This window comes from Micrococcus luteus (genome assembly GCF_022664405.1).
In the GTDB taxonomy this organism is placed as follows: Bacteria; Actinomycetota; Actinomycetes; order Actinomycetales; family Micrococcaceae; genus Micrococcus; species Micrococcus luteus.
The window spans coordinates 71,367-90,743 of sequence record NZ_JAKRLB010000002.1; the positions used below are offsets into that span (position 1 = coordinate 71,367).

16 protein-coding genes are annotated in these 19,377 nt (G+C 73.5%); 10 read left to right on the forward strand and 6 right to left on the reverse strand.

The features are described 5' to 3' along the window. Position 1 precedes the first annotated feature (1 nt). The 3 genes from MF605_RS01240 to MF605_RS01245 all read left to right on the forward strand — a co-directional run bounded on the left by MF605_RS01240 (position 2) and on the right by MF605_RS01245 (position 1,612). A complete protein-coding gene (locus tag MF605_RS01240) occupies positions 2-889 on the forward strand; it encodes a 3-hydroxyacyl-CoA dehydrogenase family protein (protein WP_134416033.1) in 888 nt (295 codons plus the stop codon). A 115-nt stretch (positions 890-1,004) separates the two neighbouring features. Continuing rightward, the gene (locus MF605_RS11940; protein ID WP_255502815.1) at positions 1,005-1,133 is read left to right on the forward strand and encodes a hypothetical protein; all 129 of its coding nucleotides are present in this window, start codon (positions 1,005-1,007) and stop codon (positions 1,131-1,133) included. Beyond that, positions 1,133-1,612: an SRPBCC family protein gene (locus MF605_RS01245; RefSeq protein ID WP_134416031.1), complete on the forward strand. Its 480-nt coding sequence runs from the start codon at positions 1,133-1,135 to the stop codon at positions 1,610-1,612. The genes MF605_RS11940 and MF605_RS01245 overlap by 1 nt, the downstream gene beginning before the upstream one ends. 36 nt (positions 1,613-1,648) lie before the next feature. Here MF605_RS01245 and panD read toward each other — a convergent pair whose 3' ends face one another. Together panD and MF605_RS01255 are read right to left on the reverse strand one after the other, a co-directional pair. Further along, a complete protein-coding gene (panD, locus tag MF605_RS01250) occupies positions 1,649-2,086 on the reverse strand; it encodes an aspartate 1-decarboxylase (RefSeq protein ID WP_036340758.1) in 438 nt (145 codons plus the stop codon). 184 nt (positions 2,087-2,270) lie between these two features. After that, positions 2,271-3,263: a DUF559 domain-containing protein gene (locus MF605_RS01255; RefSeq protein WP_134416029.1), complete on the reverse strand. Its 993-nt coding sequence runs from the start codon at positions 3,261-3,263 to the stop codon at positions 2,271-2,273. Between the two features lie 277 nt (positions 3,264-3,540). Between MF605_RS01255 and paaZ the strand changes: the two genes are divergently transcribed. The 3 genes from paaZ to MF605_RS01270 all read left to right on the forward strand — a co-directional run bounded on the left by paaZ (position 3,541) and on the right by MF605_RS01270 (position 7,783). After that, positions 3,541-5,661, forward strand: coding sequence for a phenylacetic acid degradation bifunctional protein PaaZ (gene paaZ / locus MF605_RS01260; RefSeq protein WP_134416027.1), 2,121 nt, complete (start codon positions 3,541-3,543; stop codon positions 5,659-5,661). 138 nt (positions 5,662-5,799) lie between these two features. Further along, a complete protein-coding gene (locus MF605_RS01265) occupies positions 5,800-6,732 on the forward strand; it encodes a 3-hydroxyacyl-CoA dehydrogenase (RefSeq protein WP_010080087.1) in 933 nt (310 codons plus the stop codon). 115 nt (positions 6,733-6,847) lie between these two features. Further along, complete coding sequence (locus tag MF605_RS01270; protein WP_036313913.1) at positions 6,848-7,783, forward strand: hypothetical protein; 936 nt, start codon at positions 6,848-6,850, stop codon at positions 7,781-7,783. A 13-nt stretch (positions 7,784-7,796) separates the two neighbouring features. Here the strand turns inward: MF605_RS01270 and MF605_RS01275 are convergent, their stop codons facing one another. The 3 genes from MF605_RS01275 to MF605_RS01285 form a co-directional block, all read right to left on the reverse strand. Next, a complete protein-coding gene (locus MF605_RS01275; RefSeq protein WP_069941100.1) occupies positions 7,797-8,408 on the reverse strand; it encodes a TetR/AcrR family transcriptional regulator in 612 nt (203 codons plus the stop codon). Between the two features lie 98 nt (positions 8,409-8,506). Beyond that, positions 8,507-9,856: a phenylacetate--CoA ligase family protein gene (locus MF605_RS01280; protein WP_134416025.1), complete on the reverse strand. Its 1,350-nt coding sequence runs from the start codon at positions 9,854-9,856 to the stop codon at positions 8,507-8,509. Positions 9,857-9,927: 71 nt separating this feature from the next. Further along, a complete protein-coding gene (locus MF605_RS01285) occupies positions 9,928-10,344 on the reverse strand; it encodes a PaaI family thioesterase (protein ID WP_134416023.1) in 417 nt (138 codons plus the stop codon). 210 nt (positions 10,345-10,554) lie between these two features. Between MF605_RS01285 and MF605_RS01290 the strand changes: the two genes are divergently transcribed. Next, on the forward strand, positions 10,555-14,097 hold the full coding sequence (locus MF605_RS01290; RefSeq protein WP_134416021.1) for a TM0106 family RecB-like putative nuclease: 3,543 nt from the start codon (positions 10,555-10,557) through the stop codon (positions 14,095-14,097). A 1-nt stretch (position 14,098) separates the two neighbouring features. Here the strand turns inward: MF605_RS01290 and MF605_RS01295 are convergent, their stop codons facing one another. Further along, a complete protein-coding gene (locus tag MF605_RS01295; RefSeq protein WP_134416019.1) occupies positions 14,099-15,679 on the reverse strand; it encodes an AMP-binding protein in 1,581 nt (526 codons plus the stop codon). Between the two features lie 196 nt (positions 15,680-15,875). Here MF605_RS01295 and purB point away from each other — a divergent pair, with 196 nt between their 5' ends. The 3 genes from purB to MF605_RS01310 all read left to right on the forward strand — a co-directional run bounded on the left by purB (position 15,876) and on the right by MF605_RS01310 (position 19,326). After that, positions 15,876-17,309 (forward strand): adenylosuccinate lyase, encoded by a 1,434-nt coding sequence (purB, locus tag MF605_RS01300; RefSeq protein WP_134416017.1) that lies wholly within the window; start codon positions 15,876-15,878, stop codon positions 17,307-17,309. A 31-nt stretch (positions 17,310-17,340) separates the two neighbouring features. Next, positions 17,341-18,240, forward strand: a complete 900-nt coding sequence (locus tag MF605_RS01305) for a trimeric intracellular cation channel family protein (protein ID WP_134416015.1) — start codon at positions 17,341-17,343, stop codon at positions 18,238-18,240. A 72-nt stretch (positions 18,241-18,312) separates the two neighbouring features. Continuing rightward, the gene (locus tag MF605_RS01310; protein WP_134416013.1) at positions 18,313-19,326 is read left to right on the forward strand and encodes a trimeric intracellular cation channel family protein; all 1,014 of its coding nucleotides are present in this window, start codon (positions 18,313-18,315) and stop codon (positions 19,324-19,326) included. Positions 19,327-19,377 lie beyond the last annotated feature (51 nt).

The window sequence follows — 19,377 nt, forward strand, 5'->3', positions numbered from 1 at the left end:
CATGACCGACCAGCAGCACACCCCTGATACCGTTCCGTCCTCCGTGCCCGCCGTCGTCGGCGTCCTCGGCGGCGGCCGGATGGGCGGCGGCATCGCCCACGCGTTCCTCGTCTCCGGATCGTCCGATGTGGTCGTCGCCGAGCGCGACCCGCAGTCGGCCGAGGCGGCCAAGGAACGCATCGAGGCCGACTTGGCCGCCTCCCTCGAGCGCGGCAAGATCGACGGCGACCTGGACGAATGGGCGCAGCGCCTGACCGTCTCCGTGGACCGTGCCGACTTCGCCCGCTGCGACCTCGTGGTCGAGGCCGTGTTCGAGGACATGCAAGTGAAGATCGACGCGCTCACCGACGTCGAGGCCCACCTGCGCGAGGACGCGTGGCTCGCCAGCAACACCTCCTCCCTGTCCATCGACGAGATCGCCACGCATCTGCAGCGCCCCGAGCGCTTCTGCGGCCTGCACTACTTCAACCCGGTGCCCGCCTCGAAGCTCGTGGAGGTCGTGATCGGCGAGCAGACCGGTGCGGAGCTCCAGGCCCTGTCCACCGAGTGGGTCCGCGGGCTCGGCAAGACCCCGGTCGTCGTCAAGGACGCCCCGGGCTTCGCCTCGTCGCGCCTGGGCGTGGCGATCGCGCTCGAGGCCATCCGCATGGTCGAGGAGGGCGTGGCCTCCCCCGAGGACATCGACGCCGCCATGGTGCTCGGCTACAAGTTCCCGGTCGGCCCGCTGGCCCTGACCGACATCGTGGGCCTGGACGTGCGCCTGGGCATCGCCGAGTACCTCGAGTCCCAGCTGGGTGAGCGCTTCGCCCCGCCGCAGCTCATGCGGGACATGGTGGCCCGCGGCGAGCTCGGCCGGAAGTCCGGCAAGGGCTTCTTCGATTACCGCTGAGCCCCCGGGGCGAGCGCTTTCGAACGTGAGATAGGGCCTATCTCCCGTTCGAAAGCGCCCATTCCCCCGATATCACGTTCGAAAGTGCGGGGCCGGCGCAGCTAACGTGACTGGCATGGACGAGCCCACGCTGCTGCGCACGGCCCTGCCCGTGGCGAACACGCCCGGCCATCACCTGGACCAGCGGCTCTGGCTCAGCCGGGCCGCGCGCCCCGTGGACCCCGAGACCTTCGGCCGGGCCTGATGTCGGCCGACCGCCCCTTCCGCTTCACCCACCGCTGGGCCGTCCCCGCGGACGCCCGGTCCGTGCTGGCCCTGCTCGCCGACCCGGCCGGCTACCCACGCTGGTGGCCGGCCGTCCCGCGCGTCCGTCACCTGGGCCCCGGCCGCGCCGCCGTCCGGCTGCGCGGGTTCGTGCCGGTGCGTCTGACGATGGAGCGTCTCATCGACGACCGCGCCCGCGGCCTTCTGGTCGCCCGCCTGAGCGGGGACCTGACGGGCACCGTGCGGGTCACCGTCCACGACGACGGCGCCCCGGCCGGACACGCGCCGCGCTGCATCGTGGCGTGGGAGCAGGAAGTGGTGCTGACCTCGCCGTGGATGCGCGCCGTGGCCCGTGTGCCGGGCGCCCGCGCCGCGATGGGCCTCAGCCACGCGGCCGCGATGCGCTCCGCGCGTCGGGCACTCGGGGCGAAGGCCGCGGCGACCGCTGATCCCGCTTGAACGGCTCGTCCATGACGGCCCGGCGCGTCGGCCGGCTCAGAGCTCGGCCTGGGCCTCGTTCCACTCGCGGGACAGCGGCGGGCGGGAGAGGCCGTCGAGGAGGCCGTCGGCGGGGTCGACGCCGAGCTCCACGATCCTGTTGTCCGCGTCCACGTGGACGACCTTGGGCTGGAAGTGGCGGGCCTCGTCGTCGTCCATCTGCCCGTAGGCGATGAGGATGACGATGTCCCCCGGATGCACCAGGTGGGCGGCGGCGCCGTTGATGCCGAGCACGCCGGAGCCCCGTTCGCCCGCGATGGTGTAGGTCTCCAGTCGCGCGCCGTTGGTGACGTCCACGATGGACACGAGCTCGCCGGGGAGGATGTCCGCGGCGTCCAGCAGGTCCTGGTCCACGGTCACGGAGCCCACGTAGTGCAGGTCCGCCTGGGTCACGGTGGCCCGGTGGATCTTGGCGTGGAACATGGTGCGCAGCATGCGGCAGAACTCTCCGGATGAGGGGGTGGGGCGGGTCCGAGGGGACCGGTGCCCGATTCTACGCCGGTCCGGAGACGAGGGGCAGGGGGTCGGCGCCGGCCCGAGGCTCCCGCCCCTCTCGCCGAGGCCCGCAGACGCGCCGCCACGTCCCGGCGGAAGCGGCGCGTCTGCGGGCCTGGGCGGGTCAGATCCACGACGGCGGCACTCGGCCCGGCATCGTCCGCGCAGCCACCAGGCCCCGCAGCTGCCGTACGAAGAGCTCCCAGTGCCCCGGCCGGAACACGTCGGCGGTCACCCGGATCACCTCCCACCCCTCCGCGCGCAGGGCCGCGTCCCGCTCGCGGTCCTCACGCCACTGCCGGCGATCCGTGCGGTGCTGATCGCCGTCGTACTCGACGGCCACCTTGGCGTCCGCCCACACCAGATCCACGCGGAGCCGCTGTCCCGTGGCGAGCCGGATGCACGGGTTCACTGCGGGCTCGGGGACGCCGTCCAGGACGAGCCGCGCCCGCAGTCGGCTCTCCTGCGGCGAGTCGGCCCCGGGGCGGACGAGCTCCAGCGCCTCCCGGGCCGCGCGGATCCCGCGCACCCGTCCGCGTTCCTCGACGGCGGCGCGCAGCTCGGCCACGTCCGTCACCCCGGGAGGCAGCCGACGGCGGCGGGCCTCCGTCGGGGCGGTCCGAACCATGCTGTCCCCCAGCGCGACGAGATGGTCGAGCGGCCCGGCGTGCGCGGCGAGGTCCACGAAGATCCACCCCGGCGCGGTCACGCGCACCCCGTCCACGATCCGCACCGGGGCGTCGGCGCGGAGGCGGTGTGAGCGGATCCCGGCCCGGCTCGACGCGGTGCCGTGGCCGCGCGGGGTCGCGATGTGCACGGCCCGGTCGGCGGCGAGCGGCCCGGTCAGCCACAGGCCGAGCACCCGGGCGGCCGTGACGTGGCTGAACACGCCCTCGGGGTGCAGATCCTGCAGCGCCCGCAGATGGTCCATGGGGTCCGGTTCGACGCCGCGCAGGCCCCAGAGCCCCCAGCCGAGGGAGACCACGTCCCCGCGCCGCAGCCGGGCCGCGCGCACCCCCGCCTCGCGCGCGGCCGGGGTCGAGAACACCGTCGGAGCGCGGAGGAGGCCGTCCAGTCCGCAGCGCATCGGGGGCAGGGGCGCGGGCGAGCGGGGCATGGGCCGAGCGTGCCCGATCCGGGCGCGCCGCCGTCGTCGTCCGCCGGGATCTGTGGACGACGCCCCACCGAGGCCCGCAGACACGCCGCTACGTCCTGGCCGTAGCGGCGCGTCTGCGGGCTTCGGCGCCACGGGCCGCGCCGCCAGGCCCTCCCCACGACGACGGCGTCACCCGCCCGGCTCCCCCTCCCGCGTGATGCACGTCTCGGCTAGGGTGAGGAGCAATAACCGACCGATCGGTCGGGACCCGCCCGCGCCCCCGACACCAGGAGCCCCCGTGACCGTCACCGCCCCCTCCCTCCCGGAGATCCTCCCCAGCTACGTCGCCGGCAGCTGGTGGACGCCGTCGCACCCGTCCAAGGTCACCGACGTGACGGACGCGAACACCGGCGCGCGCCTGACCGGCGTCTCCACCGACGGCCTCGACACGGCCGCCGCCATCGAGCACGCCCGCACCGTCGGCCAGCAGGCCCTGGGCGAGCTGACCATCCACGAGCGCGCCCTCAAGCTCAAGGAGCTCGCGCTCTACCTGAACTCCCGCGTTCAGGAGCTCTACGACGTCTCCTTCGCCACCGGCGCCACGCAGCGCGACCACGCCTTCGACGTCGACGGCGGCATCGGCACCCTCTTCACGTTCTCCGGCAAGGGCCGCCGCGAGCTGCCGAACTCCACCGTGATCATCGACGGGGACGTGGAGCCCCTCTCCCGCGACGGCTCCTTCATCGGCGAGCACATCTACCAGCGCATCCCGGGCGTGGCCGTGCAGATCAACGCGTTCAACTTCCCTGTGTGGGGCATGCTGGAGAAGTTCGCCCCGGCCTTCGTCGCCGGCGTGCCGACCGTGGTCAAGCCGGCCACCCCCACCGGCTACGTCACGCAGAAGTGCGTCGAGCTGATGCTCGAGTCCGGCGTGCTGCCCGAGGGCTCGATCCAGCTGATCTCCGGCTCCGCCCGCGACCTGCTGGACCACCTGGACTACCGCGACCACGTCGCGTTCACCGGCTCCGCCGCCACCGCGGCCACGCTGAAGAAGCACCCGAACGTGCAGGAGGGCGGCGTCCGCTTCACCGCGGAGACCGACTCCCTCAACGCCGCCATCCTCGGCCCGGACGCGGACCCGGAGTCCCCCGAGTTCGAGGCGTTCGTGAAGGCCGTCTTCCAGGAGATGACGGTCAAGGCCGGCCAGAAGTGCACCGCCATCCGCCGGGTGATCGTCCCGCAGGACCGCGTCGAGGCCGTGACCGCCGCCCTCACCGAGCGCCTGGCCGCGAAGGTCGTCCTGGGCGACCCGCGCGTCGAGGGCACCACCATGGGCGCCCTGGCCTCGAAGGAGCAGCAAGGCGAGGTCCGCGGCGCGGTGCAGCGCCTGGTCGACGCCGGCGGTCAGGTCCGCCTCGGCGGCCCCGAGGGCTCGACCGGCGACGCCGACGCCGAGTCCGGCGCGTTCTTCGCCCCCACGGTGCTCACCTTCGAGGACGCGCGCACCCCCGAGGTGCACAGCATCGAGGCGTTCGGTCCGGTCACCTCGGTGATCGGCTACACGGACGTGGCCGACGCCGTGGCCCTGGCGGCCCTGGGCTCGGGATCGCTCGTGGCCACGGTCGCCACGAACGACGGTGAGACCGCCCGCGCGTTCGCCGCCGGGATCGGCGCCCACCACGGCCGCGTGCACGTCCTGAACCGCCAGACCGCCACGACCACCACCGGTCACGGCGCCCCCGTGCCGGTGCTGATCCACGGCGGCCCCGGCCGCGCCGGCGGCGGCGAGGAGCTCGGCGGGGTCCGCGCCGTGAAGCACTACATGCAGCGCACGGCGATCCAGGGCTCCCCGGACATGCTCACGGCCATCACCGGCGTGTGGCATCAGGGCGCCGCGGCCCACACGGTGACGCGCGAGGACGTGGAGGCCGGCACGGCCGTGCACCCGTTCTACAAGTCCCTGGCCGAGCTGACGGTGGGCGACCAGTTCGCCTCCGGCCTGCGCACCGTCACCCTGGAGGACATCACCGCCTTCGCGGAGGAGACCGGGGACAGGTTCTACGCCCACACGGACGAGGAGGCCGCCATGGCCAACCCGTTCTTCCCGCGCCGGGTGGCCCACGGCTACCTGCTGGTCTCGTGGGCCGCGGGGCTGTTCGTGGCCCCGGATCCGGGCCCGGTGCTGGCCAACTACGGCCTGGAGAACCTGCGCTTCATCACGCCGGTGACCTACGACGACGCCATCCGCGTGACCCTGACGGCCAAGCGCATCACCCCGCGCGTGAGCGACGAGTACGGCGAGGTGGCCTGGGACTGCCGGATCCACAACCAGAAGGACGAGCTCTGCGCCCAGTACGACGTGCTGACGCTCGTGGCCAAGACCTGGCCGATGGCCCCGTCCGAGACCTCCCAGGGCTGAGCCCCCCTGCTTCGACGGGCCGTCCCGTGCGCCCGCTGCGCGCCGGGCGGCCCGTCGTCGTCCCCGGGAACAAGGAGCGTGCCCGGGGCGTTCACCTGTACGTCCCATTCGGACCGCGAGAGAAGAAGGTCGACACACATGTCCGAGTTCACCCGTTTCGAGCAGGTCGCCGTGCTGGGCACCGGCGTGCTGGGTTCGCAGATCATCATGCAGGCGGCGTACCACGGCAAGAAGGTGATGGCCTACGACGCCGTGCCCGCCGCCCTCGAGGGGATCGAGCGCCGCTGGGCGTGGATCCGCCAAGGCTACGAAGCAGACCTCGGGGAGGGCTACGACCCGCAGCGCTTCGACGAGGCCATCGCCCGCATCACGCCGACCTCGGACCTCGGCGAGGCCCTGGCGGATGCGGACATCGTGATCGAGGCCGTCCCGGAGAACCTGGAGCTCAAGCGCAAGGTGTGGGCCCAGGTGGGCGAGCTCGCCCCCGCCACGACCCTGTTCGCCACGAACACCTCCTCCCTGCTGCCCTCGGACTTCGCCGACGCCAGCGGCCATCCGGAGCGCTTCCTGGCCCTGCACTACGCCAACCGCATCTGGGCGCAGAACACCGCCGAGGTCATGGGCACCGCCGCGACCTCGCCGGAGGCCGTCGCGGGAGCCCTGCAGTTCGCCGAGGAGACCGGCATGGTCCCCGTGCACGTGCGCAAGGAGATCCCGGGCTACTTCCTCAACTCCCTGCTCATCCCGTGGCTGCAGGCCGGCTCCAAGCTGTACATGCACGGAGTGGGCAACCCGGCGGACATCGACCGCACCTGGCGCGTGGCCACCGGCAACGAGCGCGGCCCGTTCCAGACCTATGACATCGTGGGCTTCCACGTGGCCGCCAACGTCTCCCGCAACACGGGCGTCGACTGGCAGCTCGGCTTCGCTGAGCTGCTCGAGAAGAGCATCGCCGAGGGCCACAGCGGCGTGGCCGACGGCCAGGGGTTCTACCGCTACGGGCCGGACGGGGAGAACCTCGGCCCGGTGGAGGACTGGAACCTGGGCGACAAGGACACCCCGCTCGGCTGACCTCCTCCGCTGACGGATCAGGGGCCGTCCGGTGCGCACCACGCATCGGGCGGCCCCGTTGCGTGCCCCCGCCGCTTCCTTGTGGCATCCGTCACAGCGCACGTAGAGTCGGGCCATGACGACCTCCCGACTCCCCCTGCTCGGCGCCCTCGCCGTGGGCGCGCTCGCCCTCGCCGGGTGCGCGGGCGGCGGCGGCGCGGAGCCCTCCTCCCCCGCCCCCTCGTCGGCGTCGTCCACGACGACGGCGGCCTCGTCCGCCCCCACGTCGCCCGCGGCCAGCAGCTCCACGGAGAGCACGGGCGCGGCGGAGAGCACGGCCGGCGCCTCCGCCTCGGGCAGCCTGTCCCTCGAGATGCCCCCCGCGCTGGACGGGCAGCGGACCCTGGCCGTGCAGGCCGCCGTCCAACGGGCCGCGGGGCCGGGGTCCGAGGTGGGGCTGAGCGCCGCCTCGCCGCTGGAGCGGCAGACGGAGCTGCGCCAGCGGGCCGCCGGCCTGGAGCAGGCGGTCGACGCCGGTGCGAGCCCGGCTTCCACCCGCAGCGCGGAACAGCAGGCCTGCCTGGACGCCACCCGCTCCGATCTGGAGCGGGACGCCGAGGCCGGGGCGGCGGACCTGGGGCTCACGGCCCAGCCGGAGACGGCCGCCACGACCGGCGGCGGGCCCACCACGACACCGGCGCCCTCCTTCACGGCGTCCCCCGACGCCGAGGTCACTCCGCTCGGCGTGCGCGTCACCGTGTACCCCACGGAGGAGGCCGCCCGCGCCGCCCTGGAGGACGCCCGAGCGGCGGCGCAGGCCTGCACCGGGGTGGACCTGGCCGGGCTCGACGTGGAGAGCGTGACGCGGACCGAGCACGAGGGCGGCACCGCGTACACGGCGCTCCCGGCCCCCGGGGGGTCCGTCTACTCTCACCTGACGGCCGTGCAGGACGGCGCCCGCACCGTGGCCGTGGCCCAGGCCGACGCGGACGGCGGGGTGCCCGCGGACGCGGAGGACCGCGCGGCCTCGATCGTGGCCGACGTGCTCGCCGCGCTGGACGGCGAGGGCTGAGGACAGCGGGCCCTCAGCCCCGCAGGCCCCCGAGCACCACGCCCGTGACGGCGTCGATCATCTGGCCCGGTCCCTCCTGGCCGGGGACGCCGCGATCCGGCCGGTACCAGTCGACGATCGAGTTGATCATCCCGAGCGCCAGACGGGCGAGGTTGCGCGGGGTCACGTCGGAGCGCACCGCACCCGCGGCCTGGGCGGCCTCGAGCAGGTCACCGAAGCGCCGGGTGATCTCACGACGGCGCTCGACGGCGGCCACCTCGACCGCCGAGTTCCCGCGCAGGCGCAGCAGCAGGGTCACCTCGGGCTGCTTCTCCGCCAGCACCCCGAGCGTGCCGCGGATGGCCGCCTCGACCTGCGCGCCGGCGTCGACCCCGCTGGCCACCACATCGTCCAGGCACGCCTCGAGGGCGTCGAGCGCCTCCGTCACCGCGTGGTCGAGGATCGCCTCCTTGGACTCCACGTGGTGGTAGATCGCGGACTTGGAGATGCCCAGGTGGGTGGCGAGCATGCCCATGGAGGTCGCCTCGTAGCCGTGCCGGTTGAAAAGCTCGACGCACTCGGCCAGCAGCGTCTGCCGGTCATAGCCGGGCCGGCCGCGGCGCGGGGTGGGGCTGCTCTGGGGCACGGGGCTCCTTCGGGGGCGGGCGGACGCCGACGACGACGACGGTGCACCGGTCCACTCTACCGGGCACGCCGGCGTCGGGTTCGGCCGCGGGGGCGGGATCAGGCCTGGTCGCGCAGGTCGTAGATGCGCTTGAGCTTGCCGGAGGAGCGGGCGAGGGTCTCCGGCTCCACCACGTTGATCACGCACGAGGAGCCGATCTTCGTCTTGATCTCCATGCGCAGGTGCGCGGCGCAGGCCTGGGCCTCCTCGAGGGTCGCATGATCGCGGCGCTCGATGTTCACGGCCATCTGGTCCATGCGGTCCGGGCGGGTGATCTCGAGGGTGAAGTGCGGCGACAGGGCCGGCTCCTTGAGGGCCAGCTCCTCGATCTGCGACGGGAACAGGTTCACACCGCGCAGGATGATCATGTCGTCCGAGCGGCCGGTGATGCGGCCCATGCGGCGGTGGCCCGGGTGCGTGGTGCCCGGCAGCAGGCGGGTGAGGTCGTGGGTGCGGTACCGGATGATCGGCAGCGCCTGCTTGGTGAGCGAGGTGAAGACGAGCTCGCCGTGGCGGCCGGTCTCGAGGACCTCGTCCGTGAGCGGGTCGATGATCTCGGGGCGGAAGTGGTCCTCCCAGATGTGGGAGCCGTCCTTGGTGGCCGCGGACTCGCCGGCCACGCCCGGGCCCATGACCTCGGAGAGGCCGTAGATGTCCAGGGCGTCGAGGTCGAAGGTCTGCTCGATCTCGCGGCGCATCTCCTCGGTCCACGGCTCGGCGCCGAGGATCGCGACCTCGAGGGAGGACTCGCGGGGGTCCAGGCCGAGCTTCTTGAAGCCGTCCGCGATGGTCAGCAGGTAGGTGGGCGTGGAGAGGATGGCGCGCGGCTGGAAGTCGGTGATCAGCTGCACCTGCTTCTCCGTCTGCCCGCCGGACATCGGGATCACGGCCGCCCCGATGCGCTCGGCGCCGTAGTGGGCGCCGAGGCCGCCGGTGAACAGGCCGTAGCCGTACGCGTTGTGCACGCGGTCACCGGGGCGGATGCCGCCGGCGCGGAAGCAGCGGGCGACGAGGGTGGTCCACGTGGCCAGGTCGTCGTCGGTGTAGCCGACCACGGTGGGCTGGCCGGTGGTGCCGGAGGAGGCGTGGATGCGGCGCAGCTCGGGGCCCGTGGCGGCGAACGCGCCGAACGGGTAGCTCTTCCGCAGGAACTCCTTGTCCGTGTACGGGAACTTGGCGAGGTCCCCGAGCTCCCTGAAGTCCGAGGGGTGGACGCCGTGCGCGTCGAAGTGCTCCCGATACGCGGGCACGTTCTCGTAGGCGTGGTGCAGGGTCCAGCGGAGGCGTTCGAACTGAAGCGCCTCGATCTGGTCCCGGCTCATCATCTCCTCGGGGTCCGGGGCCCCGCGGTCGGCGGGGGCGGGCAGGGGTGCCGGCGTGTACGGGTTGGGGATCGAGGCCTCGAGCATGGCGTCCTCCTGGGGATGCGGGGGCGGGCGGCGGTCGACGACGGCGGCGCACCGGCGGGTGCGCCCGTCGGTCAGCGTCCGGGGGCGGGGATGGTGCGGGAGCGGCCGCGGAAGGCGGCCACCGGGGTGCCGTCGTCGGTGGTGACGGTGATGTCGTAGACGGCCGAGCGGCCGGCGGCGGTGACCAGGCGGCCCTCGGCGACGAGGGTCTGCCCGGCGCGGGTGGCCGCGAGGAAGTTGACGTCCACGCCGGAGGCCACGGTGAGGGTGGAGCCGTCCGAGGCGGGGTCGTTGCAGGTCAGCGCGAAGCACGTGTCCGCGAACGCGAAGACGGCGCCGCCGTGGGCCAGGCCGAAGCCGTTGTGCTGGTCCTCGGTGAGCGTCATCCGAATGCGCGTGTGGTCCTTCTCGGCGGCCTCGAGGGTGACGCCGAGCCACCGCGCCACGCGGTCCTCCGCGAGCATGGGGTGGTGGGCGGTCTCGGTCATGGGCGGGCCTCCCTGCCGGCACGGGCGCGCCGGCGCGGCGGCGCAGAGAATTACTGAACGATCATTAGGTAACTCTCTGGATGTGATCCACGTCAAGTCCGGTCCGGTGTGTGACGCTCGCCGCCCCCGCCGCCGCCGGGGCGAGGCGCACCGGGACCCTGTGCGCGGGCCCTGCCCATCGCGTCCGCGACTCCTGTCTAGGGTGACGGCATGGTGACCTTCGCGCCGGACCGCGCCTCCTTCATGCTCAGCCCCTCGGACATCACCGCCGCCGCGACGTGCACGTACGGGTGGCTGCGCGGGACGGTGGACCCCGCGCTCGGGCGCGCCCCGCGGATCGGCGTGGCGGACGCGTTCCTCGAGCGGGTCTCCCGCCTCGGGGACGAACACGAGTCCCGCGTGCTCGCGCGACTTGAGGCGGAGCAGGGCGCAGACCAGGTGGTCCGGCTCGCCCGCCCGGAGCGCTACACGCCCGAGGGCGTGCGGGCCGCCCGCGAGCGCACCGCGGCGGCGTTGGCCGCGCGTCCCGCCGTCGTGTTCCAGGGGATGCTGCACGACGGCGCGTTCGGCGGCCTGGCCGACTTCCTCGTGCTCCGCACGGACGAGGAGCACCCCGAGGGTGCGTACGAGGTGGTGGACACGAAGCTGGCCCGGCATGCGCGGGTGACGGCGCTGCTGCAGATCGCCGCGTACGCGGACCTGCTGGACGGCATGGGCGTGCCGCGGGCGCGGCGGGGCAGCCTGTGGCTCGGGGACGGTTCCCGGCACGTCGCGGACCTGGACGAGGTGATCCCGGTGTACCGGCACCAGCGCGCCCGGCTGGAGGCGCTGCTGCAGGATCACGTGGCCGCCGGGGAGCCCGCCCGCTGGGGCGACGACCGCCTGAGCGTCTGCGGCGCATGCGAGGCGTGCGAGGAGGCCGTCGCCGAGCACCGGGACGTGCTGCTCACGGCGGGGGCCACGCGGTTGCAGCGCACCCGGCTGCGCGAGGCCGGCATCACGACCATCGAGCAGCTCGCGGCGTCCGTCGCACCGCCGGAGGGCATGGCCCGCCGCACGTGGGAGGCGCTGCGGGAACAGGCGGCGATCCAGCTGGAGCCGGCCGGGGCGGGCGGGGTGCCGCCGCATCGGATCGTGGACCCGCGCGCCGTGACGGGGCTGCCGGCGCCGGACGCCGGAGACGTCTTCTTCGACTTCGAGGGGGACCCGCTGTGGGTCTCCGCGGACGGGAGCATGGAGGGCCTCGAATACCTGTGGGGCTGGGTCGAGGCGCCGGGCGGGGACACCGCGCGCACCGCCTCGGCCGACTTCCGGTTCACGGGCCTGTGGGCGGACACCCGTGCCGCCGAGCGGGCGGCGCTCGAGCAGTTCGTGGCGTTCGTGGAGGCGCGGCGCGCGGCCCACCCGGGGATGCGGATCTACCACTACGCCGCGTACGAGGTCACCGCGCTGAGACGCCTGACCGTGCGCCACGGCGTGGGCGAGCGCGAGCTGGACGACTGGCTGCGCGCGGGGCTGTTCGTGGACCTCTACTCCACGGTCCGCGCCGCCCTGCGGGCCGGTGTGCCGAGCTACTCCATCAAGAAGCTGGAGCCCCTCTACATGGGGGCGGAGCACCGGGCGGAGGACGGCGTCACGACGGCGGCGGACAGCGTCACCGAGTACCACCGGTACGTCGCCGCGATGGAGGCCGGGGACACCGAGGTCGCGAGGGCGATCCGCGCCGACATCGAGGACTACAACCGGTACGACTGCGTCTCCACGGCGCGGCTGCGGGACTGGCTGCTGGCGCAGGTCGAACAGGATCCGGATGCCCCGAGGTCGCCGCAGGGAGCCGCGGCGGAGCCGGAGACCCCGCTGGTCGAGCCAGCCCCGGAGCCCGAGCAGGACCTCACGGCCGCGTTGCTCGCGTTGGTGCCCGCGCCGGGCGCGGAGGCATTGCCTGGGCCGGAGGAGCGCGGCGTCGCCCTGCTCGCGGCCGGCCTCGGGTTCTACCGTCGCGAGGAAAAGCCCATGTGGTGGGCGTACTTCGACCGGGGCGTCTCCCCCGTGGACGAGTGGCAGGAGCCCCGTGCCAACGTGGTCGTGGACCGGGTCGACGTCGTGGAGGACTGGAACCGGCCGACCAGCCGGCACGCCCTGCAGCGGGTGCTCCGGGTGACCGGTTCCCTCGAGCCCGGCACCCTGTTCGTGCCGGGCGCCACCGTGAAGTCCGTCTACGAGGACCTTCCGGTTCACGCCGAGCTGCAGCCGAACGCGGTGCGCTGGATCGGCCTGAACATGGACGTGGAGGAGGTGGAGGATCTGCCGGACGGGCGCTCCGTGTTGCGGCTGCGTGAGAAGCTGACCCGCGGCGCCGAGCCGTTCGACCAGCTGCCCATGGCGGCCTTCCACTACGCGAAGGTCCCCACGGACAGCCTCGAGGCGCGCATCCGCGAGCTCGCGGTTGCCACGGACGCGGTGGGCGCACTGCCCGCACCCGGCGCGTCCGCGTGCGTGGACATCCTCGCCCGACGCACCCCCGCGACGACGGGCCGCCCCCTGCCGGAGATCGTCGCCGACGCGGAGGGCGAGCTCGACCGCACCGCGCTGCTCGTAGAGGCCCTCGAGTCCGCCCGCGGCTCCTACGTGGCGGTGCAGGGCCCTCCCGGCACAGGCAAGACGCACGTGGGCAGTCACGCCGTGAAGGCGCTCCTCGAGCGCGGCTGGAGCGTGGGCGTCACCGCGCAGTCCCACGCGGTCGTGGAGAACTTCCTGCAGAAGCTCCTCTCGATCGGGGTGCCCGCCGAACGCGTCGTCAAGGCGATCTCCAGCCGGGCGAGGCCGAACCCGGACGCCCCGTGGGAGGAGGTCCACAACAAAGACGCCGGTGGCCTCGCCGGCCCCGGCCGCGTCGTCGGGGGCACCCCCTGGACGTTCGCGCACGGCACGTTCCCCGGCGTCGACCTGCTCGTGATCGATGAGGCGGGCCAGTTCTCCCTCGCGCACACCCTCGCCGCCGGATCCGCGGCCGAGACGCTGCTCCTGCTCGGCGATCCCCGCCAGCTCCCCCAGGTCACCCAGGGCATCCACCCGGAACCGGTGGGTGATGCCGCCCTGGACTGGCTGATTGAGGGGCAGGCCACCCTCCGCGCCGACCGCGGCTTCTTCCTGGACACCTCGTGGCGCATGCACTCGACGCTCACCCACGCGGTCTCCGAGCTCTCCTACGCCGGCCGCCTGCGCTCGCACACCCCGCGCACGGACGCCCGCCGGCTCGACGGCGTGGAGCCCGGGCTGCACCCGTGGCCGGTCTCCCACACGGGCAACGCGGTGTCCTCGCCGGAGGAGGCCGCGGCCGTCGTCGAGATCATCCGGTCACTGCTCGGCCGCACCTGGTCCACCGGCCCGGACGACCCCGGCCGACCGCTCGAGCCGTCCGACGTGATCGTGGTGGCCCCGTACAACGCGCAGGTCGCCGCGGTCCGGGAGGCGCTCGATGCCGCCGGTCTCGAGGGCACCGCCGTCGGCACCGTGGACAAGTTCCAGGGCCGGGAGGCCGCCGTCGCGATCCTGACGATGGCGGCGTCCTCACCGCAGGAGGTGCCGCGCGGGCTGGACTTCCTCCTGAACCGGAACCGGCTCAACGTGTCGATCTCGCGCGGACAGTGGGCCGCCTACCTCGTCCACTCCCCCGCCCTCGCGGACGCGCTGCCCACCAGCCCCGAGGACCTGCCGATGATCGGCGCGTTCCTGCGGCTCGTGCACCGCTGACTCAGTCGGTGGCGCCCTGGCGCAGCAGGAACCGCTGCAGCTTGCCGGAGGGGGTCTTGGGCAGCCGGTCCACGAAGTGCACCCGGCGCGGGTAGGCGTGCTTGGAGTACTCGTCGCGGACCTTCGCCTGCAGCTCGGCCGCCAGGGCGTCCGGGTCCGCGACGGCCCCGGCGGGCACCACGAACGCCACGACCTCCTCGCCGCGCACCCCCTCCGGGTCCGGCAGGCCGACGACGGCGACCTCCTGCACCCGCGGGTGGTCGATGAGCACGGACTCCACATCGAACGGGCCGATCCGGTACCCGGCGGCGAGGATCACGTCGTCGTCCCGGGAGGAGAAGAAGAACCAGCCGTCGTCGTCCTGCCGGGCGGTGTCCCCGGTCAGGTACCAGCGCCCGTCCGGGGTGAAGCGCTCCGCGGTCTTCTCCGGCTCCCCGAGGTAGCCGGGGAACCAGAACAGGGGCGAGGCCGCGTCGATCGCGATCTGCCCGTCCCGGATCTCCGCGGCGATCCCCGGCAGGGGCACACCCATCGAACCCGGGCGGGGCGGCGCGGCCAGCTCGGGGTGCGCGGGGGTGCAGATGACCATGCCCAGCTCGGTCTGGCCGTAGTGGTCGCGGATCTCCGTGCCGAGGGCCGACCGGCCCCACTCGAGCACGGACGGCGGCAGCGGCTCCCCCGCCGTGGACACGCGCCGCAGCCGCAGCGGGGCGTCCTCGGTGACCTCCCCGGCCTTGGCCAGCGCGCGGAACATCGTGGGGGCGCCGGCGAGGTTCGTGATGCCCTGCGAGCGGATCACCTCGACCATGGTCGCCGGGGAGAAGGCGCCGCGGTACTGGACCGAGGTCGCCCCGAGCATCAGCGTGCCGACGATCCCGTAGTACAGCCCGTACGCCCAGCCGTGGTCGGCCGCGTTCCAGAACAGGTCCTCGGGGCGCAGGTCCACCGCGCACGTGAGGTAGACGGCGAACGCGGCGGCCGCGCGCAGCGGCACAGGCACCCCCTTGGGGCGGCCGGTGGTGCCGGAGGTGAACAGCAGGGCGATCGGCCCGTCCCCGCCGACGGCGACGTCCTCGGCCAGCGGCGCGGAGTCCGCGAGCGCGTCCCACTCCGGGCCGGTGCGGATGATCTCGATGCCCGGGATGTCCGTGAGCTTCTCGGCCTGGCGGGGCTCGGCGACGACGAGCCGCGCCGCCGCGCCCTCGATGCGCATCCGTGCGGCGCCCTCTGCGAACGCGGTGAACAGCGGCACGTGCACGGCGCCGAGCCGCCAGAGGGCCAGCAGCGTGATGACGAGCTCCTCCCGTTTGGACATCATCACGGGCACGCGGTCGCCGCGCGTGACGCCGCGGGCGGCGAGGCCGGTGGCGAGGCGGCGGGAGCGGTCGGCCAGCTCGCCGAAGGTGAGGTCGACGGCGGACATGTCCTCCGCCACGAACCGGAACGCCACCGCGTCGGCCGGCCAGCGGTCGCAGAGCAGGTGGGCGGCGCAGGCGTCCGGGGCCTCGACGTCGGCGACCCACCCGGCCATCAGCCGGTCGATCGTCCCGGCCTCGCTGGCCTGCCCGGTCCGTTCCGTCATCTCGGTCTCCTCATCCCTCTCGGCACGCCGACGCCGGGCGACGGCGACGTCAGCCACGGTAGGTCCACCGCGCCCCGGGCCACCGGGCGCGTCCGCATGTTGCACTCGATGTTGCACTCGCCACCCCGTCGCGGTCGAGGACGGACCCGGTCGTCGCCTTCGTCGGGCGTCCGCGGCGCCTGCCAGAATGGGGGCCATGACCTCACAGCCCGCGTCCACCGCCCACCGCCGTTCCCTCGCCGAGGCCGGCATCGCCCTCGGCCCCCTGGACGGCCGCTACCGTGCGGCGGTGGAGCCGCTCGTGGAGCACCTGTCCGAGGCGGCGCTGAACCGCAACCGCATCCACGTGGAGGTCGAGTGGTTCATCCACCTGGCCGAGCACCGTGTGCTGCCGGGTCTGACGCCCCTCACGGCCGAGCAGCAGGCGGGCCTGCGGGCGATCGTCACGGACTTCGACGCGGAGTCCGTGGCCGAGCTGGCGGCCACCGAGAAGGTCACGGTGCACGACGTGAAGGCCGTCGAGTACTTCATCGCCGACCGCCTCGAGGGGCTGGGTCTGGGCCGGCTGAAGCCGCTCGTGCACTTCGCGTGCACCTCCGAGGACATCAACAACCTCGCCTACGCGGTGGGCGTGCGCGACGCCGTCGAGCAGGTCTGGCTGCCGGCCGCCCGCGCCGCCGTGGCCACCGTCTCCGCGATGGCCGCCGAGGCCGCCGAGACCCCCATGCTCTCCCGCACGCACGGCCAGCCGGCCACGCCCACCACGCTGGGCAAGGAGATGGCCGTGTTCGTGCACCGTCTGACCCGCCAGACCCGGCGCATCGCCGGCCAGGAGTACCTGGGCAAGATCAACGGCGCCACCGGCACCTACGCCGCCCACCTCGCCGCCGCCCCGGACGCGGACTGGCCGGCCCTGTCCCGGTCCTTCGTGGAGCACCTCGGCCTCACCTGGAACCCGCTGACCACCCAGATCGAGTCCCACGACTGGCAGGCGGAGCTGTACGCCGACGTCGCGCGCTTCAACCGGATCCTCCACGGCTTCTGCGTGGACGTGTGGAGCTACATCTCCATCGGCTACTTCGCGCAGATCCCCGTGGCCGGCGCGACCGGCTCCTCCACCATGCCGCACAAGGTGAACCCGATCCGCTTCGAGAACGCGGAGGCCAACCTCGAGCTCTCCTGCGCCCTGCTCGACTCGCTGGGCGCCACCCTCGTGGAGTCCCGTTGGCAGCGCGACCTCACGGACTCGACGTCGCAGCGCAACATCGGCGTGGCCCTCGGCCACTCGGTGCTCGCCCTGACCAACATCACCAAGGGCATGGGCCAGCTCCAGGTCGCCGCGCCCGTACTGGCGGAGGACCTCGACACGAACTGGGAGGTGCTCGGCGAGGCCGTCCAGACCGTGATGCGTGCCGAGGCGATCGCCGGCGTCGAGGGCATGGACAACCCCTACGAGCGCCTCAAGGAGCTGACCCGCGGCCACCGCGTGGACGGGGCGCGCATGCGCGAGTTCGTGCAGGGCCTCGGCCTGTCGGAGGCGGCCCAGGCGCGCCTGCTGGAGCTGACCCCGGCCGGGTACACCGGCGTGGCGGCGGAGCTGGCCAAGGAGTTCGGCCCCGCGCAGGACTGACCCGGGCCGCCTGACGGGGGACGATGGGCGGGTGCTGCTTCCACTTCTCCCCGTGTGGCTGCTGTCCGCCGCCCCCAAGGACCCCGCCGAACTCGAACGGGACGTGCCCGAGCCGATCGACGCGCACGGCGAGCTCGCCGACGCGATCACCGCGGCGATCACCGCCGTGGACCTCGTGGGCGTGTTCTTCTTCGCGATCTCGGGTGCCGTCCTCGCCGTGCGCAAGGGCTACGACATCGTCGGCTCCCTGCTGCTGGCCCTCATGGTGGGCACGGGCGGCGGTGTCGTCCGGGACCTCGTGGTCGGCCGGGACGTGCCCGCGGCCTTCGACAACCCCTGGTACCTGATCCTGCCGGCGGTCGCGTCGCTAGCGGTGTTCCTCCGCATCTTCGACGGCGAGCGCGGCCACCACGCCGTCATGGCCTTCGACGCCATCGGCCTGGCCGTGTACTGCGTGGTGGGCACGCGCATCGCCCTGCTCGCCGGCCTGAGCCCGGTCGCCGCCGCGGTGCTGGGCCTGGTGACCGCCGTCGGCGGCGGCATCCTGCGCGACGTCGTCGCCGGGGAACCGCCCGCCGTGTTCGGCGGGCGCGGCTGGTACGCGCTGCCGGCCATCCTCGGCGCGGGCACGACGGCGGCCCTCGGCCAGGCGGAGCTCCTCGGCCCGCTGACCTCGGCGGCGGTGATGGTGCTCGTGCTCGTGCTGCGCGTGGTGTCGCTGCGCAGGGAGTGGCTCGCCCCGGGGGCCGAGATCTCGGGGGAGACCCAGCGCCAGCGCCTGGATCCGCACGACGAGCCGCCCGTGCCGGACATCCGCGACCGCAAGGGCAGGGACGGGCCGCCCGCCGACCCCGGCGAGGACGGCCCCCCGGCGAACGAGGAGACGCCCGGAACCGACGAAGACGTCACACCTCCGGGGACACCCGGGTGAACAAACGAGCCACTGCGCGGGCCGCCCGGGACAATGGCCGGTGAATCCCCGGACCCAACGGAAGGAGCCGCCGTGGACGTGCAGCAGTTCTTCGCCACCCTCACCGACGTCCCGTGGCTGCTCACGACCCTGGACCTGATCGGGATCTTCTTCTTCGCCACCTCGGGGGCACTGCTGGCGGCACGCAAGCAGTTCGACCTGGTGGGCTCGCTGGCGCTGTCCCTGCTGGCGGGCCTGGGCGGCGGCTTCACGCGGGACATCCTGCTGGACCGCGGTCTGCCCGCGTCCCTGGAGAACCCGGTCTACCTGGCCCCGCCCGTGCTGGTGTCCCTGCTCGTGTACGTCAAGGTGATCCACCCGAATCGGCTGAACCTGACCATCACCCTGTTCGACGCCGCCGGGCTCGCCCTGTTCACGGTGTCCGGTGTGCTGCTGGCGCACTCGATGGGCGTGCACCCGGTGTCCACAGTCGTGATCGCGATGGTCACGGCGCTGGGTGGCGGCGTGCTGCGGGACATCGTCGCCAACGAGGTCCCGTCCATCTTCGACCCCCGCGGCGTCTACGTGCTCCCCACGTTCCTGGGCGCGGTGCTGGCGACCGTGGTGGCGATGAACGGCGCGCTCAACGCGTTCACGGGCTTCCTCATCGCGTTCCTGATCTTCGCGGTGCGGATGATCGCCTACCGCTACCAGTGGCGGTTCTTCGGCGCGGAGATCTCCCAGGACAAGGAGTCCCTCGAACGTCTGCGGCGCCTGGCCACGCAGGCGCAGGAGGCGGCCGCACGCCGGGTGGAGCGCACCCTCGAACGCCGGCTGCGCTCCCCCGGCGCCCCCGCCTTCCCCGACGACGACACGCACGGATCCTACGGACCGCGGGAGGAATACGAGGACCAGGTGCGGGTGGACGACTACGACCCGCAGACCCAGACGATCACCGTCATCGACCCCGCCTCACACCAGCAGGTGCGCCTGGACCGCGGCACCGGTGTCATGGACGTCACCGACCTGCGCACCGGGCGCACGCGCAGCTTCGACGACCCCGAACACGACTGGATCGCGGACGACCCGGAGGACCCGAGGGACTGAGGGATGCGGTGGGCCCGACGCCGGGCCGCGCACCCCGCGAACAGGTCTATG